17 protein-coding genes and 1 pseudogene are annotated in these 20,915 nt (G+C 74.0%); 3 read left to right on the forward strand and 15 right to left on the reverse strand.

Features of this window, described 5'->3' with window-relative positions:
* Positions 1–26 precede the first annotated feature (26 nt).
* Both ATL51_RS12250 and ATL51_RS12255 read right to left on the reverse strand, forming a co-directional pair.
* A complete protein-coding gene (locus tag ATL51_RS12250; RefSeq protein WP_100878697.1) occupies positions 27–584 on the reverse strand; it encodes a TetR family transcriptional regulator in 558 nt (185 codons plus the stop codon).
* Positions 585–714: 130 nt separating this feature from the next.
* A complete protein-coding gene (locus ATL51_RS12255; protein WP_100878698.1) occupies positions 715–1,815 on the reverse strand; it encodes an adenosine deaminase in 1,101 nt (366 codons plus the stop codon).
* Positions 1,816–1,999: 184 nt separating this feature from the next.
* On the opposite strand from ATL51_RS12255, the gene ATL51_RS12260 reads away from it, so the two are divergent.
* Positions 2,000–3,325, forward strand: a complete 1,326-nt coding sequence (locus ATL51_RS12260; RefSeq protein ID WP_083474327.1) for a hypothetical protein — start codon at positions 2,000–2,002, stop codon at positions 3,323–3,325.
* A gap of 276 nt (positions 3,326–3,601) precedes the next feature.
* Here the strand turns inward: ATL51_RS12260 and murJ are convergent, their stop codons facing one another.
* The 9 genes and pseudogenes from murJ to ATL51_RS12305 form a co-directional block, all read right to left on the reverse strand.
* Positions 3,602–5,578 carry a murein biosynthesis integral membrane protein MurJ gene (gene murJ, locus ATL51_RS12265; protein WP_100878699.1) on the reverse strand — a complete coding sequence of 659 codons (1,977 nt, stop codon included), beginning with the start codon at positions 5,576–5,578 and terminating at the stop codon, positions 3,602–3,604.
* 615 nt (positions 5,579–6,193) lie between these two features.
* A pseudogene (locus tag ATL51_RS12270) lies at positions 6,194–7,798 on the reverse strand (solute symporter family protein); the annotation flags it as partial.
* A complete protein-coding gene (locus tag ATL51_RS12275) occupies positions 7,795–8,160 on the reverse strand; it encodes a DUF485 domain-containing protein (RefSeq protein WP_083658832.1) in 366 nt (121 codons plus the stop codon). The pseudogene ATL51_RS12270 and the gene ATL51_RS12275, both read right to left, overlap by 4 nt.
* Before the next feature lie 155 nt (positions 8,161–8,315).
* Complete coding sequence (locus tag ATL51_RS12280) at positions 8,316–9,602, reverse strand: thymidine phosphorylase (RefSeq protein WP_073576398.1); 1,287 nt, start codon at positions 9,600–9,602, stop codon at positions 8,316–8,318.
* Positions 9,599–10,000 (reverse strand): cytidine deaminase, encoded by a 402-nt coding sequence (locus ATL51_RS12285; protein WP_073576845.1) that lies wholly within the window; start codon positions 9,998–10,000, stop codon positions 9,599–9,601. Before ATL51_RS12285 ends, ATL51_RS12280 begins: the two co-directional genes overlap by 4 nt.
* A 39-nt stretch (positions 10,001–10,039) precedes the next feature.
* Positions 10,040–11,275, reverse strand: coding sequence for an ABC transporter permease (locus tag ATL51_RS12290; protein WP_100878700.1), 1,236 nt, complete (start codon positions 11,273–11,275; stop codon positions 10,040–10,042).
* Complete coding sequence (locus tag ATL51_RS12295; protein WP_062397669.1) at positions 11,272–12,351, reverse strand: ABC transporter permease; 1,080 nt, start codon at positions 12,349–12,351, stop codon at positions 11,272–11,274. The genes ATL51_RS12290 and ATL51_RS12295 overlap by 4 nt, the downstream gene beginning before the upstream one ends.
* Positions 12,348–13,859, reverse strand: coding sequence for an ABC transporter ATP-binding protein (locus ATL51_RS12300; protein WP_073576401.1), 1,512 nt, complete (start codon positions 13,857–13,859; stop codon positions 12,348–12,350). The genes ATL51_RS12295 and ATL51_RS12300 overlap by 4 nt, the downstream gene beginning before the upstream one ends.
* Entirely contained in the window at positions 13,856–15,004 is a 1,149-nt protein-coding gene (locus ATL51_RS12305; protein ID WP_083658772.1) for a BMP family lipoprotein, read from the reverse strand. Before ATL51_RS12305 ends, ATL51_RS12300 begins: the two co-directional genes overlap by 4 nt.
* A gap of 194 nt (positions 15,005–15,198) precedes the next feature.
* On the opposite strand from ATL51_RS12305, the gene ATL51_RS12310 reads away from it, so the two are divergent.
* Positions 15,199–15,648: an SRPBCC family protein gene (locus ATL51_RS12310; RefSeq protein ID WP_100878701.1), complete on the forward strand. Its 450-nt coding sequence runs from the start codon at positions 15,199–15,201 to the stop codon at positions 15,646–15,648.
* An 80-nt stretch (positions 15,649–15,728) separates the two neighbouring features.
* A complete protein-coding gene (locus ATL51_RS12315; RefSeq protein ID WP_301549001.1) occupies positions 15,729–17,021 on the forward strand; it encodes a D-alanyl-D-alanine carboxypeptidase family protein in 1,293 nt (430 codons plus the stop codon).
* 423 nt (positions 17,022–17,444) lie between these two features.
* Here the strand turns inward: ATL51_RS12315 and yhjD are convergent, their stop codons facing one another.
* The 4 genes from yhjD to ATL51_RS28185 form a co-directional block, all read right to left on the reverse strand.
* Positions 17,445–18,509, reverse strand: coding sequence for an inner membrane protein YhjD (gene yhjD / locus ATL51_RS12320; RefSeq protein WP_073576847.1), 1,065 nt, complete (start codon positions 18,507–18,509; stop codon positions 17,445–17,447).
* Between the two features lie 46 nt (positions 18,510–18,555).
* On the reverse strand, positions 18,556–19,569 hold the full coding sequence (gene trpS / locus ATL51_RS12325; RefSeq protein ID WP_075310254.1) for a tryptophan--tRNA ligase: 1,014 nt from the start codon (positions 19,567–19,569) through the stop codon (positions 18,556–18,558).
* Between the two features lie 25 nt (positions 19,570–19,594).
* Positions 19,595–20,497 carry a winged helix-turn-helix transcriptional regulator gene (locus ATL51_RS12330; RefSeq protein ID WP_100878702.1) on the reverse strand — a complete coding sequence of 301 codons (903 nt, stop codon included), beginning with the start codon at positions 20,495–20,497 and terminating at the stop codon, positions 19,595–19,597.
* Between the two features lie 197 nt (positions 20,498–20,694).
* Positions 20,695–20,871, reverse strand: coding sequence for a hypothetical protein (locus tag ATL51_RS28185; RefSeq protein ID WP_157818337.1), 177 nt, complete (start codon positions 20,869–20,871; stop codon positions 20,695–20,697).
* Positions 20,872–20,915 lie beyond the last annotated feature (44 nt).

Raw genomic sequence — 20,915 nt, forward strand, 5'->3', positions numbered from 1 at the left:
GACAGCTGCCGTCGGGGGGCCGGGACTCAGGCGAATCCGCGCACCACGTGCCTGACCCGGTCCACTGCCTGGTCGACCTCCACGGTCGGTTGCAGCAGATGGCTGAGGACGAGCCGGACCACGGTGTCGACCATGGCCTCGGGGGCGGCCGCACCGAGCTGGGCGCCGAGGGCCTGCACGGCGTTGCCGAGCACGACGTCCGGATGCACGGCGACCAGCTCCAGGAGACCGTGGTCGTGGCCGGGACGCAGGACCGCGGCGAGGACCGCGTTCTGCCGACCGTGGTCGAGTGCGTGGCGCGCCGCCGCGGCGATCCCGTCCTCCAGCGAGTCGGGATGGGCCGCCACTCCCTCCTGCACCCGCGCCAGGAACCGTTCGACCTCACGGTCCACCACGGCGCGGCCGAGTTCGGCCTTCGTACCGACCTCCTTGTGCAGGCTCTGCCGCGGCACTCCGGAGCGCTGGGCGACCTTGGTGATGCTGAGCCGGTCCCAGCCCTCCTCGGTGATCAGCTCGACCGAGGCGTCCAGCACCCTCTCGAGCCGCAACGCGCGCAGTTCGGTGTAGAAGGCAGGAGCACTCATACGACGAGCGTAGGACAGCAGTGACACGCGGCTCCGCGCCCTCGCGTCGGCCCGGACACCGGTGCGGGGACCGCCGGGCCCACCACGGTCGTGTCGATCGGGACGAGCAGCGTCGGCAGGGCCGGCACGACTAGCGCGACAGGGCTTCGTACCCGGGCTTGATGACGTCCTCGATGAGCGCCAGGCGCTCGTCGAACCCGATGAACGCCGACTTCATCGCATTGACGGTGAACCAGCGCAGGGTGTCCCAGCCGTAGCCGAAGGTCTCGGCCAGGTCGTACATCTCGCTGGTCATGGTGCAGCCGGACATCAGCCGGTTGTCGGTGTTGACCGTGACCCGGAACCGCAGGTCGGTGAGCAGCCCGATGGGATGCTCGGCCAGCGACGACGCGGCGCCGGTGTGCACGTTCGAGGTCGGGCACATCTCCAGCGGGATGCGGCTGTCGCGGACCCAGGCGGCGAGGCGGCCCAGGTGCGGGCCGTCGTCGGTGACGGTGATGTCGTCGACGATCCGGACGCCGTGTCCGAGCCGGTCGGCGCCGCACCACTGCACGGCCTCCCAGATCGACGGCAGCCCGAACGCCTCACCGGCGTGGATGGTGACGTGGGCGTTCTGCTGACGGACGTACTCGAAAGCGTCGAGGTGGCGGGTGGGCGGGAACCCCTTCTCGGCGCCGGCGATGTCGAACCCGACCACGCCGGAGTCGCGGTGGCGCACGGCCAGCTCGGCGATCTCCCGGGACCGGGCGGCGTGCCGCATCGCGGTGAGCAGGGTGCCGACCCGGACGGTGTTCCCGGCCGCCGCGGCGCGGGCGGTGCCGATCCGGAATCCGTCGAGGACGGCCGCGATGACGGCGTCGAGGTCCAGACCGCCCTCGACGTGCAGCTCGGGGGCGAAGCGCACCTCGGCGTAGACGACGCCGTCGGCGGCCAGGTCCTCGGCGGCCTCGGCCGCGACCCGGGTCAGCGCCTCCCGGGTCTGCAGCACGGCGACGGTGTGCCCGAAGGTCTCGAGGTAGCGGACCAGCGAGCCGGAGTGGGCGGCGCCGAGGAACCAGGCCGCGAGCTCGCCGGGGTCGGTGGTGGGAAGCTTGTCGTAGCCGTACTCGCGGGCCAGGTCGACGACGGTCCCGACCCGCAGGCCGCCGTCGAGGTGGTCGTGCAGGAGCACCTTGGGGGCACGGCGGACGGCGTCGCGGGTGACCGGGACGGGAGCGGTGGGATCTGCCACTCGGGCACGGTACCGAGCGGCGTGGCGCGCGACGACCGGCGCCCGGACCTGCCATGATCGACCCGATCCGGGCGCGGAGACATGCCCCGGACGGCCGAGCGCAACACCGTCCGTCGACCCTCGTACGGCGGTCGCTACCCTCTGGGCACTCCCCACTTGGCTCAGAGGAAGCGCAGCAGGTGCCATGAGCGACACTTCGAACCTCTCGTTCGACCGGATGCGCGGCATGCTCATGCGAGCGGCCGAGATCCGTGACAGCGAACAGCAGCAGATCTTCGACTCCCTCGACGAGATCCACGCCCGGCTGGCGGCCCTGGACGCCATCGGCACCGTGCGCAAGAAGCTCACCGAACTCCCCGACCGGACCGAGCTGAACGTCCTGGCCGAGCGCCTCGACGAGACCGTGTCCAAGCTGGACAACACCGAGATCGTGCTCGGCGCGATCACCCGGGCCATCGAGTCCCTGCCGGACAAGCTGGCCAAGCCGATCGCCCAGCTCGACGGGCGGCTGGACGGCATGGGCGGGCGCCTCGAGGGCGTCTCGGGCCGGATGGACGGCCTGGACGACCGCCTGGGCGGCCTGCACAAGCGCCTCGACGACCTCGACAACCGCCTCGACCGGCACGAGATGCGGCTCGACGCGATGCCGAACGCCGTCGCCTCCCCGATCAAGGAGCGGGTCGACGGCGTCGAGCGTCAGGTGCGCGAGCAGCTCGACGCGGCCGTGCACTCCTTCGAGGAGACCGGCGAGGGCCTGCGCAATCTGCTGGGCGACACCTCGGTGGGCCTGCACCGCCGCCTGGAGGACCTGGCCCAGCGCCCGGCCGTCGACCCGGCCCCGGCGTTCGACGCCCTCACCGAGCGGCTGGAGGCCCTCTCCGCCCGTCTGGAGGAGGTCGGCACCCGGCTCGACTCGGTCGAGTCCGGTCTCGACGGCAAGCTGACCGACCTGGACGGGTCGGTCAAGGAGCGGGTCGGCAAGCTCGGCGGGTCCCTGAAGGACCGCCTCGGCGAGCTCGACGGCTCGGTCACCGAGCGGCTGTCGTCGCTGTCGGAGGCCGTGGACGGCCGGTTCGACGCGCTCGGCGAGAGCGTCGACGGGAAGCTCGACAAGCTGACCGGCGACGTCGACGGCCGCCTCGACAAGCTGACCGGGGAGGTCGACACCCGCCTCGAGAAGCTCGCCGGCGACGTCGACAAGCTCTCGACGGGCGTCGACGACCGGCTCGCCGGCCTCGACACCGTGCTGCGCGACCGCCCGGACACCGGCTCGGTCACCGACCTGGTCACCAAGGCCAACGCCGAGTCCGAGCGCCGCAACGCCAGCCAGCTCGACGAGGCCATGGCGACGTTCGCGGAGCTGATCATGGGCCGGGGTGGGCAGTACGCCCAGCAGGCCCCGCCGCCCCCGCCCCGCCCGGCCCAGCGCCGCGGGCGGGCCAAGGTCGCGGTGAAGAGCCAGAACGGTGCCTCCGCCGCCGACCTGGTCGGCGACGACCCGGACGACTGAGCCGCCGGTTCTCCTGACGGACGCCGCGCCCCGCACGCCGGGGGCGCGGCGTTCGTGCATTCCGGGCCCGTGCACCGGCCGGTGACAACCGGCCGCGACGGTCCCATCGTCTCCGCACCGCTGCCGGTGGACGGAGGTCGTCGTGGATCCTGCCCTCAGCTCCGCCCCAACCGCGCCCCGCACGCCCCGGCGGGGGTGCCCCCAGGGGAACTCTCGTAGCGCTCTAAGCCACGAAGGTTCCCCTGGGGGCACCCCGCGGGGGGCGACGCAGGAGGGTCAGCGGCGGGCGAGGCGGCGGAAGACGGCGTCGAGCTCGGACACCTTCAGCACCCGCATCCCGGCGACGGCCAGCGGCAGCGCGATCAGCGCGCCACCGACCAGCAGGGTCCAGGCGCGAGCCACGTCCGGCCAGTCCGCCAGCACCGGGCCCAGCAGCCGGGTGAGACCCCAGGCGACGGCGGCGGCGACCGCGGAGGCGGACGCGACCTTGGCCAGGCACACCAGGACCTCGCCGGAGCGGGCCCGCCCGAGGCGGCGGCGCAGCAGCCACTGCCCGAGCACCGCGCCCCCGACGAACGAGACCCCGTTCGCCGCGGCGAGGCCGAGCACGACCTGCTCCGGCGGGAGCAGCAGCGGGCACGCCAGCAACAGCGGGATCTTGACCCCCACCATGCCGACCTGGATCAGCGTCGGGGTGCGGGAGTCGGTCATCGCGTAGAACACGCGCATCTGCAGCATCGTGACCGCGTAGGGCAGCAGCCCGAACGCCGACCAGGCGACGGCCTGACCGAGGCGCTCGGCCCCGGTCCCGCTGCCCGCCCCGACGGAGAACAGCGCGGTGCCCAGGGACGGGCCGAACGCCGTCATGACGGCCGCGATCGGGACGAGCCCGACGGTGGACAGGCGCGCGCCGAGCGAGAGGTCGGTGACGACCTGGTCGACGTCGCCCTTGGCCGCGGCGCGGCTCATCCGCGGCATCAGTGCGGTCAGCAGCGACACCCCGAGCACCCCGTACGGGACCTGGAGCAGCAGCCACGCGTTCATGTAGGTCGCGACCGACCCCTCGGACGCCGACGCGGCGACCCGGGTGGTGACGATGTAGCCGGCCTGCCCGACAAGCACGTAGGCCACGATCCACAGCGCCATCCCGCCGGCCAGCGACAGCCGCGGGTCCCAGCCCCACACCGGGCGGTAGCGGAACCCGATGCTGCGCATGAACGGGATGAGCACCAGTGCCTGGACGACGATGCCGAGCGTCGTCCCGACACCCAGCACCAGCAGCTTCGGGTCACCCATCCGGACCGGGTCGACCGAGATCTCCCCCGGCACGAGCACGTAGACGACGAGCACACCCAGCAGGACCAGGTTGTTGAGCACCGGCGCCCAGGCGAACGGCCCGAACACCTGTTTCGAGTTCAGGACCGCGCCGAGCAGCGCGCCGATGCCGTAGAAGAAGATCTGCGGCAGCAGCAGCCAGGCGAACGCCGTGGCCAGGGCCGGGTTGGCCTGCCCGGTGTCCCCCGAGCCGAGGTAGAGCCTCGTCAGCAGCGGGGCGGCGGCCATCGCGATCAGGGTCGCGACCAGCAACGCGGCCCCGACGACGGTGAGCAGACGCCGGGTGAAGCGTTCGCCGCCGTCGGCGTCCTCGGCCTGGGCGCGGACCAGCACCGGGATCATCACGCTGGTCAGGACCCCGCCGAGCAGCAGCTCGTAGACGATGTTCGGCAGCGTGTTCGAGATCGTGTAGGAGTCGTTGACGACCGCGAAGCCCAGCACCGCGACCAGCGCGAGGTTCCGGACGAAGCCGGTGAGCCTGCTGACCAGGCTGGCGATCGCGATCATGCCGGAGGAGCGGACGAGCGAGCCGGTGTGCTCCGCGCCGCCGGACGGTGTGGTCCCGGCGGGGTCGTCCCCGGACGTCCCCGGGGCCGGTGCTCCGCCGTCCCCGGGCGTCTCCCCCGCCGGCGCGGTGCCGTGCGAGGGCGTCCCCGGACCCGCGGCGGCGCCGTCCGGGCGCGCCGGGGGTGTGGGACGGCCGGGCGACGCGCCGGCCACCGGTCCCAGCGGGGTGGTCGGCTCCCCCGGGTCGGGGATCCGGCCGGGCCCGAGCGGACGGGTCACCTCGGCGGCCCCCTCCGGGGGCGTCCGCGGGGTCCGCCGGGCGTCGGGGCCCATCACCGGTCGGGGCAGCAGCTGGTGCCGCACCACCGCGGGGTGGGGCGCCCGCTCCGCCGCTCGTCGGTCCTCACGCATCGTCGTCCATCGTGCCGGATCGGAATCGTCGTGCCGACGCCCGCCCGGCACCGCGCCGTCACCCACCGGTGGGCGCACCGGCCCGGCGTCACGGCGCAGCGGCGGGCGTGTCACGGATCCGCCCGTCCCGGCGGCGCCCGCCGGCCACGGCCCGGCTCCGGCCGGCGGGCGTCGGCCGGGGGCCGGGGACGCGGCTCAGCGGGACGGCGTACCGGGCCCGGGCCGCTCCCGCCCCGGGCGCAACTGCGGGTCCCGCCCCGGGGCGGCCGGCGGCCGGTACGGACCCGCCGGCTGGCCGCCACCGGGCCGGGCGTCGCGCCACGGCCCGCCGTGGGGGCGTCCCGTGCGGAGAGGTGCGGCGGCACCGTCCGGCCGAGCGGTACGGGCCGCCCCACCGTCCGGACTCCGGTGCGGCGCGGGCCCGGCCGGGCCCCGGTGCACCGCGGGACCGGCCGGGCCCGGGTGGGCCGCAGGACCGTCGGGGCGCGGGTGGGCACCGTGACCGGCGGGGGCCGGGTGGACTCCGTGACCGGTGGGGACCGGGGTTACGCCGTGACCGGCGGGGGCCGGGTGGGCACCGTGGCCGGTGGGGAGCGGCGCCGGCAGGCCCTCGGGCACCGCACGTTGCAGTCCGGCCCCGGTCAGCGCCCGGACCGACATCTGCGCATGCCCGGCGGCGTCGGGGCGTTCGCGGCCCAGGACGGAGCCGAGGTAGCCGAGCAGGAAGCCCACCGGGACCGACACCAGGCCCGGGTTCGCCAGCGGGAACCACGCGAAGTCGAGGTCGGGCAGCATCGCCGTCGGCGCCCCGGACACCGCGGGCGAGAACACGATGAGTGTCAGCGTGACGGTGAGGCCGCCGTACATGCTCCACAGGGCACCGGTCGTGGTGAACCCCTTCCAGAACAGCGAGTACAGCAGCGTCGGCAGGTTCGCCGAGGCGGCCATCGCGAAGGTCAGGGCGGCCAGGAACGCGATGTTCTGGCCGTTGGCCAGGATGCCCCCGGCGATGCCGACGAGCCCGATGACGACGGTGGTCAGCCGGGCGACGCGGACCTCCTCGGCCGCGGTGGCCTGCCCGCGGCGCAGCAGCTGGGCGTACACGTCGTGGGCGAACGCGGCCGCGGCGGTGATCATCAGACCGGCGACGACCGCGAGGATCGTCGCGAAGGCGACCGCCGAGACCAGCGCCAGCATCACCGGCCCGCCGATCTGCAGTGCCAGCAGCGGCGCCGCCGAGTTCACCCCGCCTGGCGCGGCGAGGATCGCCTCCGGCCCGACCAGCGCCGTGGCGCCGTACCCGAGCGCCAGTACCAGCAGGAAGAACGCGCCGATCAGCCAGATCGCCCACACGACCGACTTCCGGGCCTGCCGGGCGTCGGGGACGGTGTAGAAGCGCATGAGGATGTGCGGGAGCCCGGCCACACCGAGGACACCGCCGACGGCCAGTGACAGCAGGTCCAGGTTGGCCGTCAGGCCACCGCCGTACAGCAGCCCCGGGGACAGCACGGCCTCGCCGCGCGGGTGGTTCGCGACCGCCGCGGTCAGCAGCGCGGGCAGGCTCAGACCGGTCGTGCCGAGCACGAACGCGGCCATGATCATCCCGGTCGCCAGCAGCAGGACCGCCTTCACGATCTGGATCCAGGTCGCGCCGCTCATCCCGCCGATCAGCACGTACCCGATGACCACGGCCCCGACCCCGGCGATCGTCGCGGACTGCCCGGCGCGGTCGGTGATGTTCAGCAGCAGCGCGAGCAGGCCGCCCGCGCCCGCGAGCTGGCCGAGCAGGTACAGCGTGGAGATCACCACCGCCGAGGTCGCGGCGGCCGCGCGCACCGGGCGCTGCCGCAACCGGTAGCTGAGGACGTCGGCCATCGTGTAGCGACCGGTGTTGCGCAGCATCTCGGCGACGAAGAACAGCGCCACCAGCCAGGCGACGAAGGCGACGACGGCGTAGAGGAACCCGTCGGGACCGGCGACGGCGACCGCGCCGACGATGCCGAGGAACGTCGCGGCCGACAGGAAGTCCCCGGACAGGGCCAGGCCGTTCTCCGGACCGGTGAAGCCGCTGCCCGCGGTGTAGTAGTCCCGGGCCGCCGACGAGCGCCGCCGCACCCGCAGCACCAGGACGAAGGCCAGGAGGATGAACGACGAGAAGACCAGGATGTTGAGCAGCGGGTCCCCGGGGGCCGGGGACACGGCCGCGACGGCTGCGGTCACCGGTGGCCCCGCTCGAGACGCTCACGGATCTCGTCGGCGAGCGGGTCGAGCCGGCGGCCGGCGTACCGGACGTACAGCGCGGTGATCGCGAACGTCGTGACGAACTGCCCGATGGCCAGCACCAGCGCCAGCGTGAGGTCGCCGAGCACCCGGGTGCCGAGCAGCCCGGGCGCCCAGGCGCTGAGCCCCACGAACAGGAACAGCCAGCCCAGGAAGCCCGCGGTCGCCGGCAGCACGAAACGCAGCAGGCGCGCGCGGAGCTCGCGGAAGTCCTCGCTCGCCTCGGCCGTGGTCCAGACGTCGGGGCCCGCCGTCACCCCCGCGCGGTCCGGTGACACGGGGACGTGGCTGGGGGACGGCATCGTCGCCGGCGAACGGTTCACACTGTGCGTAACGGACGGAGACACCGAGAGTTACGTTTCGTCACGAATGCGGCACGCGGACGCAGGAAGATCTGTCACGTCCCGTCAGCCACCTGACGCCGTTCGGGATCGCATGCGACCCCGGCCGGGCCGGGTCAGCTGCCCCGGCGGACGTCGAGGACGAGGTCCCGCTCGGGCGGCGGGTCCGTGGTGATCATCAGTGCCGCTCCCGCGAGCAGCCGGCGGGCGGTGGGGAGCCGGGCGTCGTCGTCGGTGTGCAGCTCGGCGAGCGGGGTGCCGGGACGGACCTCGTCGCCCGGGTCGACCAGCAGCCGGACCCCGGCCCCGGCCTGTACCGGGTCCTCCTTGCGGGCGCGCCCGGCTCCGAGCTTCCAGGCCGCCGTGCCGACGGCGAGCGCGTCGGCCCCGGCGAAGATCCCGGACCGCTCGGCGACGACCGTCTCGACGTGCGTGGCCACCGGCAGCGGTGCGGACGGGTCCCCGCCCTGCGCGGCGATCATCCGCTCCCACACGTCGTACGCGGCACCGGAGGCGAGCACGGCGGCCGGGTCGGCGTCGGGCAGACCGGCGAGGGCGAGCATCTCCGTGGCCAGCGCGACGGTGAGCGACACCAGGTCGGCCGGTCCCCCACCACGCAGCACCTCGACCGACTCGGCGACCTCCAGGGCGTTGCCGACGCAGCGGCCCAGCGGGCGGGACATGTCGGTGAGCAGCGCGGTGGTCGGGAGGCCGTGGGCGGCCCCGATCGCGGTCATCGCGTCGGCGAGCTCCCCGGCGCGCGGCAGGGTCTTCATGAACGCGCCGGACCCCACCTTCACGTCGAGGACCAGCCCGCCGGTGCCCTCGGCGAGCTTCTTGCTCATGATCGAGCTGGCGATCAGCGGGACGGACTCGACGGTGCCGGTGACGTCGCGCAGCGCGTAGAGCCGCTTGTCGGCGGGGGCGAGCGTGGGCGTCGTCGCGCAGACGACCGCGCCGACCTCGCGCAGCTGCGCGGTGATCTCGTCGGTGGTCAGCGAGGCGCGCCAGCCGGGGACGGCCTCCAGCTTGTCCAGGGTGCCGCCGGTGTGGCCGAGCCCGCGTCCGGACAGCTGCGGCACCGCCGCCCCGCAGGCCGCGACGAGCGGCGCCAGCGGCAGCGTGATCTTGTCCCCGACGCCGCCGGTGGAGTGCTTGTCGACCAGCGGGCGTCCGACGTCGCCGAAGTCGAGGACCTCGCCGGAGTCGATCATCGCCTGGGTCCAGTGCGCGATCTCGCCGGGCTCCATGCCGTTGAGCAGGATCGCCATGGCCAGCGCGGCCATCTGCTCGTCGGCCACCTCGCCGCGGGTGTAGGCGTCGACCACCCAGTCGATCTGGGCCCTCGACAGCGTGCGGCAGTCGCGCTTGGCCGCGATGACCTCGACCGCGGAGAAGCTCACGGGAGATCCTCCGGGCCGAACGCGTCGGGCAGCACCTCGGTGAACGGCAGCACCCCGCGCGGGGTGTCGCAGAGCAGGGCGGCGCCGCCGAACTCGTGGAGCACCTGGCGGCAGCGGCCGCACGGCATGAGCAGGTCGCCGTCGCCGGAGCGGCAGGCGACCGCGAGCAGCCGTCCGCCGCCGGAGAGGCGCAGCTGCCCGGCGAGGGTCACCTCTGCGCAGACGCCGAGACCGTAGGAGGCGTTCTCGACGTTGCAGCCGGTGACCACCCGCCCGTCGTCGACGAGTGCGGCCGCGCCGACGCGCAGCCGGGAGTACGGCGCGTACGCCCAGGCCGCGGCCTGCACCGCGGCGGCCCGCAGGGCGTCCCAGTCCGGGACGGGCGCGTCGGGCCGCATCATGTCCGCGCCCGCTCCGGACGGTCCCCCGCCTGCCATCTAGCGTCCCTCCCCGCGCCGGTACGGCTCGCCGAGCCGGGCCGGTGGTCGTAGTCGTTGCGAGGCCGCCGCGAGCACGATCAGCGTGACGAGCTGCGGGGCGTAGGAGGCGAACTCGCTGGGCACGGTGTCGACCGACCAGTAGACCGCGTACACCAGCAGCCCCGCGACGAGCGCGACGGCGGCGGCGGTCCACATCCGGCGGATCGCCCACAGCACCGCGACGACGACCGCGACCAGCGTCGCGCCGTAGAGCAGCGCGTGCACCGCCTCACCGCCGGCACGCAGCTGCAGGCCGTCGACGTAGCCGAACAGCGCCGAGCCGACGAGCAGCCCGGCGGGCCGCCAGTTGCCGAAGATCATCGCGGCGAGGCCGATGTACCCGCGGCCGCCGACCTGGTTCTCCAGGTAGCCGAGCTGGCCGGGGTTGAGCACCAGGGCCGCACCGCCGAGCCCGGCGAGCGCGCCGGAGATCGTGACCGCGACGTACTTGTGCAGCACCACGTTCACGCCGAGCGACTCCGCCGCGACCGGCGACTCGCCCGCGCTGCGCAGCCGCAGCCCGAACGCCGTCCGCCACAGCACGAGGTAGCTCACCGGGACCAGCGCGACCCCGATGACCAGGATCGGCGTCAGGCCGGTGACCAGCCCGGACAGCAACCCGGCGAGGTCGGAGACGAACACCCGTTGCTGGGCCTCCAGCGCCGCGAGGCCCTCGGAGACCCCGGGGATCGAGAACTCGGTGAAGCCCTCCAGCCGCGGGGACTGGCGCGGGTTCTGCGAGACCGGGGTGAAGACCAGCGTCGCCAGGTACTTCGTCAGCCCCGTCCCGAGCAGGGTGATCGCGACGCCGGAGACGATGTGATTGACGTTGAACGTCACCGTCGCGACGGCGTGCAGCAGCCCGCCGAGCGCGCCGAACACCAGCCCGCCGAGCATCGCCGCCCACGGCCCCCACTGGTAGCCGGCCCAGGCCGCGCCCCAGGTGCCGAGCACCATCATGCCCTCGAGGCCGATGTTGATGATTCCGGCGCGTTCGGCCCAGAGGCCGCCCAGGCCGGCGAGCAGGATCGGCAGCCCCAGCCGCACCGCGGCGGACGCGGTGCCACCGGAGGTCAGCTGGATCTGGCCGGTCAGCGTCACCGTGACCGACAGGACGGCGACGAGCACGGCCGCGATCAGCGCCGACCGGGCCCAGCCGGGCAGGGACCGCGCACGATCCAGCACCGCGGTCACGACGACACCTCCGCCGGTTGTGGTGCGGGGGCCGCCGCGGCGACCCGCCGTTGCTCGGCCCGGCGCTCGACCCGGCGGACGACCTCGTAGGCGACGACCACCGACAGCACGATCAGGCCCTGCATGATCAGTACGATCTCCCGCGGGATGCCAACGACGTCGAGCGCCACCGCGGACTTGTCCAGGAACGCCCACAGCAGCGCGCCCAGCGCGATGCCGACGGGGTGGTTGCGGCCCAGCAGCGCGATCGCGATGCCGGTGAAGCCGTAGCCCTGCGGCGAGGACAGCGTGTAGGCGTGGTCGCGCCCGAGCAGCTCGGGCAATCCGACCAGCCCGGCGACCGCACCGGAGAGCAGCAGCGCGACGACGATCGTGCGGCGCGCGTTCACCCCGCCGGTCGCGGCGGCCGTCGCCGACTCGCCGGAGGCGCGCAGCTCGAAGCCGAACCGGGTGCGTCCGAGCAGGAACCAGTAGCCGATGCCCAGCGCGGCCGCGACGAACACCATCCCGAAGATCGCGCCGTTGCCGACCGGGATCCCGGGGAACCAGCCCGACTCGGGGATCGGCGGGGTGGTGATGTTGTTGCCGCGCAGCTCGCCGAAGGTCTCGGCGCGGATCAGGTAGGCGATCAGCCCGGTGGCGATCGCGTTCAGCATGATCGTCGAGATGACCTCGGAGACGCCGCGGTAGGCCTTGAGCAGCGCCGGGATCGCGACCCAGGCGGCGCCGGTCAGCAGCGCCACCACCATGATCAGCACGGTGTGCAGGACGGGCGGGAGCGCCACCGTCCCGCCGACGATCGCGGCGACGCAGGCGGCGACCCGGAACTGGCCCTCGACGCCGATGTTGAACAGCCGCATCTGGAAGCCGATCGCGACGGCCAGGGCGGCGAGGTAGTAGACGGCGGCGGAGTTCACGGTGTCCACGACGACCGTGCCCGACCCGACCTGCGCGAGGATGGTGGTGACCGCCGTCCACGGCGACGCCCCGCTGATCACGAGTGCGACCCCGCAGAGCAGGGCGGCGACCGCGATCGCGAGGACGGGCGCGACGACGGCGCCCCGCAGCCGGCTCACGTGGCGGCTCCGGTCATCTTGGTACCCAGCTCCTCGGGGGTCACGGTCGCGGGATCGGCGGTGCCGACCAGCCGCCCGCCGGAGATGACGGCGAGGGTGTCGGACAGGCCGATCAGCTCGTCGAGGTCGGCCGAGACCAGCAGCACCGCGAGCCCGGCCGCGCGGGCGCGGCGCAGCTCGGCCCAGATGCCTGCCTGTGCGCCGACGTCGACACCGCGGGTCGGGTGGGCCGCGATGAGCAGCACCGGGTCGCCGGACAGCTCCCGTCCGACGACGAGCTTCTGCTGGTTGCCACCGGACAGCGCGGCCGCCATGACGTCGATTCCGGGGGTACGCACGTCGAAGTCGCGCACGATCCGCTCGGTGTCGGTGCGCGCGGCGGCGGTGTCCAGCAGCCCGCGCCGGGCGATCGGCGGCCGGGACTGGAACCCGAGGATCCGGTTCGCCCACAGCGGCTGCTCGCCGAGCAGGGCGTGGCGGGACCGGTCCTCGGGGACGTAGCCGATGCCGGCCTCGCGGCGGGCCATCGTGGAGTTCGCCGAGATGTCGGTGCCGTTCAGCAGCACCCGGCCACGGGCGTGCCTGCGCATCCCCATGACCGTCTCGACGAGCTCGGTCTGGCCGTTGCCCTCGACGCCGGCGATGCCCAGCACCTCACCGGCGTGCACGACGAGGTCGACGCCGTCGAGCAGGTCGCGGCCGCCGTCCGGGCTCGTCAGCCCGAGGCCCTCGACGCGCAGCACCTCGCGGTCGGTCACGGTCGACTCGCGGGTCTCCGGCGAGGGCAGCTCCGAGCCGACCATCATCTCCGCCAGCTCGCGGTTGGTCACGGTCAGCGGGTCCGCGGTGCCGACCGTGCGGCCGCGGCGGATCACGGTGATCCGGTCGGCGACGGCGCGGACCTCGTCGAGCTTGTGCGAGATGAACAGGAACGTGTAGCCGTCGCCCTGCATCCGGCGCACGGTCGCGAACAGCTCGTCGACCTCCTGCGGGACCAGCACCGCGGTCGGCTCGTCGAGGATCACCGTGCGGGCGCCGCGGTAGAGCACCTTCAGGATCTCGATGCGCTGCCGGTCGGCGACGCCGAGGTGCTCGACGAGCGCGTCCTGCCGGGCGGCGAGCCCGACGGTCGCGGACAGCTCGGTGATCCGCGCCCGGGCCGCCTTCCCGATGCCGTGCAGGCGCTCGGCGCCGAGCAGCACGTTCTCGGCGACGGTCAGGTTGTCGGCCAGCATGAAGTGCTGGTGGACCATCCCGATCCCCGCGGCGATGGCGTCGGCGGGGCTGCGGAAGTGCGTGTCCGCCCCGTCGACGACGATCGTGCCCTCGTCGGGCGTCTGCATCCCGTAGAGGATCTTCATCAGGGTCGACTTGCCGGCCCCGTTCTCGCCGCAGAGGGCATGGACCTCACCGTGGGTGACGGTGAGGTCCACGCCGTCGTTCGCGACGACGCCGGGGAACCGCTTGGTGATCCCGCGCAGTTCGACCGCGTGGCGCTCGTCGGTCACTTCGTGGACGTGACGTCGATCTGTCCGGCGATGATCGCGGCCTTGTACGCCTCGAGCTGCGGGACGATGTCGTCGACCTGGCCACCGGAGGTGGAGTAGCCGACACCGTTGTTGGCGAGGTCGAATCGCGCCGGGAGCGTCGCGACGGCGTTGCCCGCGACCGCGTTGATGTACTCGTAGACCGCCACGTCGACCCGCTTGATCATCGACGTCATGATCGTGTCGCGGACCTGCGTCAGCTGCGGCGAGTTGTACTGGTCGGAGTCGACGCCGATGGCCTTCTTCTGCGCGGTCTGCGCGGCCGCGAAGACACCCTGGTTCGACTGGCCCGCCGCGGCGAAGGCGATGTCGGCGCCGCCGTCGTACTGGCCGGATGCGATCTCGGTGGCGCGGGTGGCGTCGTTGAAGCCGGTGAAGTCGCCGGCCGGGGAGATGTAGGCAGACTCGACGTCGATCTGCGGCGCGACGGCCTTGGCACCCTGCTCGTAGCCGGCGTCGAACTTCTGGATCAGCGGGTTGTCGACGCCGCCGATGAACCCGACCTTGCAGGTCGAGGTCTTCAGCGCGGCCGCGGCGCCGACCAGGAACGAGCCCTGCTCCTCGGCGAAGACCAGCGGCTTGACGTTGGGCAGGTCGACCGTGTCGTCGTCGACGATGGCGAACTGGATGTTCGGGAACTCGGTCGCGACGGTCTTCACGCCGGTGGCGTAGTTGAAGCCGACCGCGACGATCGGGTTGAACCCGCCCTGGGCCAGCTGGCGGAGGCGGTTGGTGCCCGCGTCCTCGCTCTCCCCCGCCTGGGCCGTCGCCTCGCGCGTGTTGGCCTTCTGGAGCCCCAGCTCGGCGACGGCGCGGTCGAGGCCGGCGGCCGCCGCGTCGTTGAACGAGGCATCGCCACGGCCGCCGATGTCGTAGGCCAGCCCGACCTTGAGCCGGCTCGCGTCCGCCTTCGGAGCCTCCGGCGCCGGCTGGGCCGACGCTGCCGGGACCGACGGCGGCGCGACGCGCTCACACTCCCCGGCCTGGGCGCCGCCGCCCCCGCCGGTGTCGCGGGCACAGCCCGCTAGCGTGAGTGCCGCCGCGGCCACGAGCGCGATCGCGGTCGCGTACCGGCCCCTGCCTCCGATGCGCTGGTTGATCCGCACGAGGTGACCTCCCCCTCCGGCGCCACCGCTCGGCGGCGCATGTCCGGACGGGACGGTAACCGCTGGACAACGGTTTCGGCAGAACTCGAAACACGGCCGTGACGCGGAATCGTCGAGCGGTTGACGGACGGTACCGTCCGCACACCCGGACGATCTTGTACCCGGGAGGTGACAGCAGTCTCGGAGGAGGATCGATGGATCGCGCGGAACGTACGGTGCAGGCCCCACCGGAGCGGGTGTGGGAGCTGGTCTCGGACATCACCCGGGCCGGTGAGTGGAGCCCGGAGGCCACCGGGGGACGGTGGCGCGGCGACGCGGCGGGGCCCGCCGTGGGCGCCAGGTTCACCGGCGGGAACCGGCGCGGCCGGATCCGCTGGTCGACCCACTGCCGGGTCACCGAGTGCGAGCCGGCCCGCCGGTTCACCTTCGTGGTCGGCGAGTCGAAGACGGCCTGGGGCTGGGTCCTGGAGCCGGCCGGGGACGGGGCGACGACCGTCGTCGCCTGGCGGGAGAAGACCGGCGAGGCGGCGCTGCCGGTACGGCTGCTGCAGCGCAGCGGGATCCTGGGCCGGGACCGCGAGGCCCTGATGCGCGACGGGCTGGAGCGCAGCCTGGACCGGGTCAAGGAGATCGTCGAGCGCTGACCGTGCCGCGGGGCGCGGTCCGTGGTGCCGGGCCCGCAGCGGGCGGCCCGTTCCGCCGGGCCGTGGGTCATGCTGCAACGGTGACGACCCCCGCCGGCCCGGGTTCCCCGCGCCGACCCGCCGCCCGGCTGCTCGTTCCCGTCGTCGTGGCGCTCGCGCTGGCCGGGGCGGCGGGCACCGCACCGGTCGCCTCCGCCACTCCGGTCGCGGTCACCGCGGGGTGCCCGGGGCAGGAGGTCCCGCCCGGCCCGCCCGCGCGGGAGGAGACGGTGCCCCTCCCCCCGCTGCCGGTGCCGTCGCCACCGGTCGGCCGGCTCGGCGGCTGCGGTGACACCCACGCCGGGCCGGTGCCGCCCCCGCCGGTCGGGGTCGCGTCGTACGTCGTCGCCGACCTCGACTCGGGTGCGGTGCTCGCCGCCCGGGCCCCGCACGCGCGGCAGCGTCCGGCGTCGACGATCAAGCTGTTGCTCGCGCTGGTCGTCGACGAGCGGCTGCCGATGGACCGGGTGGTCGTGGGCACCGCCGATGACGCGAACGTTGACGGCAGCCGGGCCGGGATCGGCCCCGGCGGGCGCTACACGGTCGACCAGCTGCTGCACGGGCTGCTGCTGTCCTCGGGCAACGACGCCGCGAACGCCCTGGCCCGCGAACTCGGCGGGGCCCCCGCGACGCTGGCCGCCATGCGCGACGAGGCCCGCCGCCTCGGTGCCCTGGACACCCGTCCCGCGACGCCCGCCGGCCTCGACGGCCCGGGGATGTCCGCCTCGGCCTACGACCTGGGCCTGCTGCTGCGCGCCGTACTGGAGCGCCCGCGGATCGCGGCCGCGCTGACCACCCGGAGCATCCCGTTCCCCGGGTTCGCCGACAAGCCCGGCTTCCTGCTCGGCAACGACGACCGGCTCCTCGGTGCCCCCGGCTTCCTCGGCGGCAAGAACGGGTTCACCGACGCCGCCCGGCACACCTTCGTCGGGGCGATGGAGCGCGACGGGCGACGGCTGGTCGTGGCCCTCGTGCGCGGCGAGCCCCGGCCGGTGCTGATGGTCGACCAGGCCCGCGCCCTGCTGGACTGGGGCTTCGGCGCCCCGGCCACCGGGATCGGGACGCTGGTCGAGCCGGGCACCACGGGCTCCGCCGACGGCTCGGGCACGCCTCGGGGCGCCGCGGCCCCCGCGGGCGGGGCAGACGGCGCGGACGGCGCGACGGGCTCCGGGGGCGCGGACGGGGCGACGAGGAGCGCCGACGGGGCGACGTCGACCGGCGCCCCGGATCCCGCGGGTGCTGCGCCGATCCCCGCCGCGGTGCTGGTCGGCGGGGTCGCCGCGCTCGCCGGCGTCGGGGCGCTGGTGGCCGCGCGGCTGCGCCGGCGCCGTTGACCTGCGGCACGGACGGGACCACGCGGACGCCCGGGACCCGCCCGGGTCGGCGCCGGCTCGCCCCGGTGCCCGAGGGCCGGGTGCACCCTCCTGCGAAGTTCGCTTACCGGGTAAGCGGACTCGTCAGGATCATCCCCGGAGCTCAGGTCCGCGGAACGTTCACCGGGCGAACGAGTTCGTCGGGGCCGGTACCGGAGACCCGGCCGGTGCGGCGCCGACTCACCCGAGCGCCCGAGCGCCGGGGTCCACACCCTCCTGCGGTCTCGCTTACCGGGTGAGCGAACTCGTCGGGATCACGTCCTTCGAGATCGGGGCGGGACGGCGTGGCGGGGGCACCCCGGTGACCACGGGCCGTCGGCACCTCGCCGCAGCGCGGCAGCCCCGGTGGGTGGACCCGCGGTGTGCGGACCGTGCCGCGGCGGGTCAGCGCCGCCGGCGCCCCAGGGCCCGCAGGCCGAGTGCCCCACCGATCAGACCCGCGGTGACCAGGCCCGCCGACGCGAGCGCGCCCGGCCCGTCCCGGACGACGTACTGCGGCCGGATGATCGCGGGGGCGGGCAGGTCGCGGTAGCCCAGGTCGTTCTCCTCGGCGCTGGCGGCCCAGGCCGTCACGAACAGCAGGAACCGCGAGGTGAAGAAGATGAAGACCAGCAGACCGAGGATCGAGCCGAAAGCCGCACCGGCCGCGGAGTTCGTGACCGAGCCGAGGTAGATCACCATCACCCGCTGCAGGATCGCGAACCCGATCGCGCCGATCAGCGCGGCCCTGGCCGCGCTGCGCAGGGACACGGGCTCGCGCGGCAGCCGGGCGATCACCCACAGGAACACCAGCCAGTTCCCGGCGAGCACGAGCAGGAACGAGGCGATGCTCAGCAGCACGCGTGCCCACGTCGCCTCGCCGAGGCCGACCAGGTCGAGCAGGAACCTCCCCGCCGCGCCACCGATCGAGGAGATCGCGAACGACAGCACCAGGGCCAGCCCGAGCCCGACCAGGGCGAGCAGGTCGAACGCCAGTCGCTTGATCATCGGTGGGGCATCGTCCCGCTGGCCCCACTGCTCGGTCAGCGCCTCACGCAGGTTGCTCATCCAGCCGATGCCCGAGTAGAGCGCGCCGACCAGACCGATCAGACCGATCGCCCCGGCCCGGTCGATCGCGGTCTGCACGATCCCGCCGAGCAGCTCGCCGATCTGGCCCGGCGCGGCCGACTCGATCGCCTGGCGCAGGGAGTCGAGAAGCTCCGGGTTGCCGCGCAGCACGAACCCGGCCGCCGCGAACCCGACCATCAGCAGCGGTACCAGCGCCAGGATGGAGAAGTAGGTGATCGCCGCGGCGTAGTGGTCGCCGTGGTTCTCGGTGTAGCGCTCCCCCGCCCGGACCAGGTGGTCGAGCCACGGATGCTTCTCCCGCTGGCGGTCGAGGAAGGTCTCGGTCTCCTCCTCGTCGGTCTCCAGCCGGTGCGCGATCGTGGCGGCGCGGTTCTCGGCCATCATTCCCCCGGTTCGGTGGTTCGCTCCCCGCCCCGGCGAGCGTCGCTCAGACGGGCGGGAGGAACCCGATCCTCTCGTGAACCGCGGCCAGTGTCGCGCCGGAGACCTCACGCGCACGGGTGGCACCGCGCGCGAGCACCCGGTCGAGCTCGGCCGGATCGGCCAGGTAGCCGTTCACCTTCTCCGCGAACGGCTCCGCGAACGCGGCGACGATCTCGCCCAGGTCCTTCTTCAGGTCGCCGTAGCCGCGGCCGACGTACTCGGCCTCGACCTCGGCGACCTTCCGGTCGGTCATCGCCGCGTTGATGGTGAGCAGGTTCGCGATGCCCGGCTTGTTCTCCGGGTCGAAGCGGATCTCGCGCTCGTTGTCGGTCACCGCGGAGCGGATCTTCTTGGCCGAGGTCCGCGGCGGGTCGAGGAGCTCCACGATCCCGCTGGGCGACGACGCCGACTTGCTCATCTTCGCCGTCGGGTCCTGCAGGTCGTAGATCTTCGCCGTGGCCTGCGGGATGTGCGGCTCGGGCACCCGGAACGTCTCGCCGAAGCGGTGGTTGAACCGCTGCGCGAGATTGCGGGTCAGCTCCAGGTGCTGGCGCTGGTCCTCGCCGACCGGGACGCGGTCGGCCTGGTAGAGCAGGATGTCCGCGGCCTGCAGGATCGGGTACGTGAACAGCCCGACGGTCGCCCGGTCGGTGCCCTGCTTGGCGGACTTGTCCTTGAACTGGGTCATCCGGCCGGCCTCGCCGAAGCCGGTGATGCACTCCAGGATCCAGGACAGCCGCGCGTGCTCCGGGACGTGCGACTGCACGAACAGCGTGCAGCGGTCCGGGTCGAGCCCCAGCCCGAGCAGCTGGGCGGCCGCGACCCGGGTACGCCGGGCCAGCTCGGCCGGGTCGTGCTCCACCGTGATCGCGTGCAGGTCCACGACGCAGTAGAACGCCTCGTGGTCGTCCTGCAGGGCCACCCACTGACGCAGCGCACCCAGGTAGTTGCCGAGGTGGAACGAGTCGGCCGTGGGCTGGATCCCGGACAGGACGCGGGGACGGTGGGCGTCGTTCATGCCCGCCATCGTTCCCTACCGTCCGTCATCTCGGGCGCACCGGGGACACCGAGTCACGGGCGAACGCCCGCCCGCACTGCTCGCAGTCCAGCCGCACGCAGAGCGGCTGCCCGCAGGCCCGGTGGCGGATCGTGAGGTCGATCGGGGCGCCGTCCCCGCCGCACCAGCGGTGCGACCACTCGACCAGGCAGGCGTGGATCGGGAAGCTGGCCCGCCCCTTGTCGGTGAGGCGGTACTCGCCGTCGCCGCTGCGGCTGAGCACCCCGAGCGCGACGAAGCGGCGCAGCCGGTCCGACAGCACCTCCGGGGAGATCGCCAGCTCGAGGGCGAAGCAGTTGAACGCCCGGATCCCGGTGAGCGCGGCGCCGAGGACGGCGGCACCCCACCGGTCGCCGATGATCTCCATCGCACCGGGCAGGAACGAGAGCGGGTCGACGGGCAGCGCGCCGCGGGTGCGCCGCGGGTGCCTGCGGGCCAGCCGGTCCAGCCCCGGCGCCCACGGCTCGCGCTCGACCTCGGTGTCCCGCGGCCCGACCGCGCCGCCGCAGGCCGCGCAGCACACCCGCACCCGGGTGGGGCGGCCGCAGTCGCGGTGCACGATCTCGGGGAGCGGGACCTCCCGCGGGACCCAGGTCTTCTCCCAGTCCCAGGTGCAGATCAGCAGCTTCCAGATGTCGCCGCCGCGCTCGGTGAGGGCGTAGCCGCGGCGCTCGCGGCCACCGTCGGCGTAGCTGCGGGGCTCGAGCAGACCCGCGTCGACGAGACCGCGCAGCCGCGCCGACAGCGTCGCGTCGGAGATGTTGAGGGTCTCCCGCCACCCCGCGTACCGGCTGACGCCGAGGAACGCGCGCTGCAGGATCAACAGCGTCCAGGTGTCGGCGAGCAGGCCGAGACCGCGCCCCACGGCGCCCAGCTCCTGCGGCCGCACCCGCTCGCCTCCCTTGACCCCGGACTGCTCAAGATCGTACCGTTGGCCTCACTCTGCCGATCGAAGCCGCGCCTCCGGGCACGGCCGGCGGCGGGGTGGGCCGGATCGGGGGGTCGGTCCACCGGCCGGGGCGGACGTCCTGCGACAGCGCGGTGAGGGGGCTGCGGCAGCCGCGGGGCGTCGTCCCGGTCAGCACGTCATCCGTTCTCCCGGCCCTTCCCCTGCTCGGGGTCCTCGGGCCGCGGGGCCGGCTCGACCGTCACCACGCCCTTGTCGAGGTCGATCGGGCCGAGCCGCCACTGCTGCCCGCCCTGCGCGGCGTCCGAGTCCTCGTGCATCCGCTTCCGCGGGAACATCTCTCCGAGTACACCCATACCGCCACCGTAGGCCGATCGGCGGCCGGGCCGGTCCCGCGCGG

Origin of the sequence: Pseudonocardia alni (genome assembly GCF_002813375.1) — a bacterium.
Classification (GTDB): domain Bacteria; phylum Actinomycetota; class Actinomycetes; order Mycobacteriales; family Pseudonocardiaceae; genus Pseudonocardia; species Pseudonocardia alni.